Raw genomic sequence first — 2,107 nt, 5'->3', positions numbered from 1 at the left:
CTCCGCTCATGATGCGGCGAGCTCCTTCAGGTCGAGGTGCGAATTGGCGATGTCGAGCCCGAGCCGGCGGGCATCGCCGTCGGCGGGGCATCCGACGGCAACTTCACCGGTGCGCTCGGCGTGCCCACCCTCGACGGCCTCGGTGCGGTCGGCGGAGGACCCCATGCGCGAAGTGAGCACGCGCTCGTCGAGTGGATCGCGCCGCGTACCGAACTCCTTGCCGCGCTGGTCGTCGACGTGGTGCAGCGCCCTCGGCACCGGTGACGCTGCGGCGGCCGCTCAGCGCCGCACCGGCGCCGCCTTCACCGGGATGAGCAGCGCGAGCCCGAGCGCGATGACGAGCACGATGCCGAGGATGCCGAAGTAGGGCGCACCGCCGATCGTCACGAAGAGCGCGAACGCGGTCGGCGCGAGGAAGCTCACCGCGCGGCCGGTCGTGGCGTACAGGCCGAACACCTCGCCCTCGCGGCCGGAGGGGATGAGCCGCGCGAGGAACGTGCGGCTCGCCGACTGGGCGGGCCCCACGAACAGGCACAGCGCGAGACCGGCCGTCCAGAACACGATCTGCCCGCCGTCGTGCAGGAAGAAGATGATGAGGCCGCTCACCACGAGCCCGATGAGGGCCGTGATGATGACGGGCTTCGCACCGAGCCGGTCATCGAGCGTGCCGACCGCGATGGTCGAGACGCCGGCCACGACGTTGGCCGCGATGGCGAAGATGATGACCTCGCCCGCCGAGAACCCGAAGACGGATGCCGCGAGCACGCCGCCGAACGTGAACACGCCGGCCAGTCCGTCCCGGAACACGGCGCTCGCGAGCAGGAACCACACCGTGTCGCGCTGCTCCCGCCAGAGGCGCGCGATGTCGCGACCGAGCCGGGCGTAGGAGGCGAAGAAGCCGACCTTGCCGCGGTCGACCGCCGCGGGGTTGCGGTACTCGGGCACCGCGAGCAGCACGGGAAGCGCGAACAGCCCGAACCAGACGGCGGAGACGAGCATCGTCACCCGCACGTCGAGGCCGTTCTCGCCGGTGACGCCGAAGAGGCCCACCTCGGGCTGGATGAAGCCGAAGTAGACGATGAGCAGCAGCACGATGCCGCCCACGTAGCCCATGCCCCAGCCGAAGCCGGAGACCTTGCCGATCGACCTCGGCGTCGACACCTGCACGAGCATCGCGTTGTAGTTGACGCCGGCGAACTCGAAGAACACGTTGCCTGCCGCGACGAGGAACAGGCCGAGCATCAGGTACCCGGGCTCTGGCAGCACGAAGAACATCGCGAGCGTGAGCGCGACGACGATGTAGGTGTTGACGGCCAGCCACAGCTTGCGCCGCCCGCTCGTGTCGGAGCGCTGGCCGGTGATCGGCGCGAGCACCGCGATGAGCAGCCCGGCGATCGCGAGCGCCCAGCCGAGCTGCGCCTCGACCGTGCCCGAGGGTCCGAACGACTCGCTCGTCAGGTAGACGGTGAACACGAACGTCGTCACCACGGCGTTGAACGCGGCCGAGCCCCAGTCCCAGAGCCCCCACGCGAGGATGCGGCCCTTGCGGGCGCCCGCGTCCGTCACCGCATCGACCTGTGCGGTCGCGACGCCGATCGTGGCCGCGGCGCCGTCGGGCGGCGTCAGGTGCGACGGAGGGAAGTTGCGCGGCGCATCAGCCGGCGGCTCGGGAGGAAGGGTCATGACGGAAGCCTCGTTCGGTCTCGTGAACGGAAGATGACGTGCCCGGGGCGGCGCGGCATCCCGCTGGATCGGCGCTGATCCTGCTGCACTGTAGCGCTCGCGATCCCGTCAGGGGAACCGGACATCCGCGACGACCGGGAAGTGGTCGGACGGGAAGCGCCCGTCGACCGGCGCGTCGACCGTGAACGCGGCATCCGCGACCACGCCCGTGCCCCGCCGTACCAGCACGTGGTCGATGCGCCGGTCGATCTCCTTCGTCGCCTCGAGCGGGGCGAAGGGCACCGCAGAGCTCAACGTCACGGCCCGATCGGTCGAGCGCCTCGCCCACCTCGAACTCGTCGGCGTCGTGCGTGACACCGTAGGTGTACGCGCCGTAGCTGTAGCTGTCAGGTCCCTTCGTCGGCAGCATCGTCACGATGATGCC

At 70.4% G+C, this 2,107-nt stretch carries 3 protein-coding genes; all 3 read right to left on the bottom strand.

Annotated elements, in window-relative coordinates:
• Positions 1-6 precede the first annotated feature (6 nt).
• The 3 genes from GH736_RS25670 to GH736_RS21705 all read right to left on the bottom strand — a co-directional run bounded on the left by GH736_RS25670 (position 7) and on the right by GH736_RS21705 (position 1,983).
• Positions 7-258 carry a hypothetical protein gene (locus tag GH736_RS25670; RefSeq protein ID WP_159607002.1) on the bottom strand — a complete coding sequence of 84 codons (252 nt, stop codon included), beginning with the start codon at positions 256-258 and terminating at the stop codon, positions 7-9.
• Between the two features lie 21 nt (positions 259-279).
• Positions 280-1,683, bottom strand: a complete 1,404-nt coding sequence (locus tag GH736_RS21710; protein WP_159607000.1) for an MFS transporter — start codon at positions 1,681-1,683, stop codon at positions 280-282.
• A 108-nt stretch (positions 1,684-1,791) separates the two neighbouring features.
• A complete protein-coding gene (locus GH736_RS21705; protein WP_159606998.1) occupies positions 1,792-1,983 on the bottom strand; it encodes a hypothetical protein in 192 nt (63 codons plus the stop codon).
• Positions 1,984-2,107: the final 124 nt, after the last annotated feature.

It is taken from the genome of Agromyces humi (genome assembly GCF_009720255.1).
In the GTDB taxonomy this organism is placed as follows: domain Bacteria; phylum Actinomycetota; class Actinomycetes; order Actinomycetales; family Microbacteriaceae; genus Agromyces; species Agromyces humi.
The sequence above is the reverse complement of the archived record's forward strand: the minus strand, read 5'-3'. Positions and strand labels throughout refer to the sequence as shown.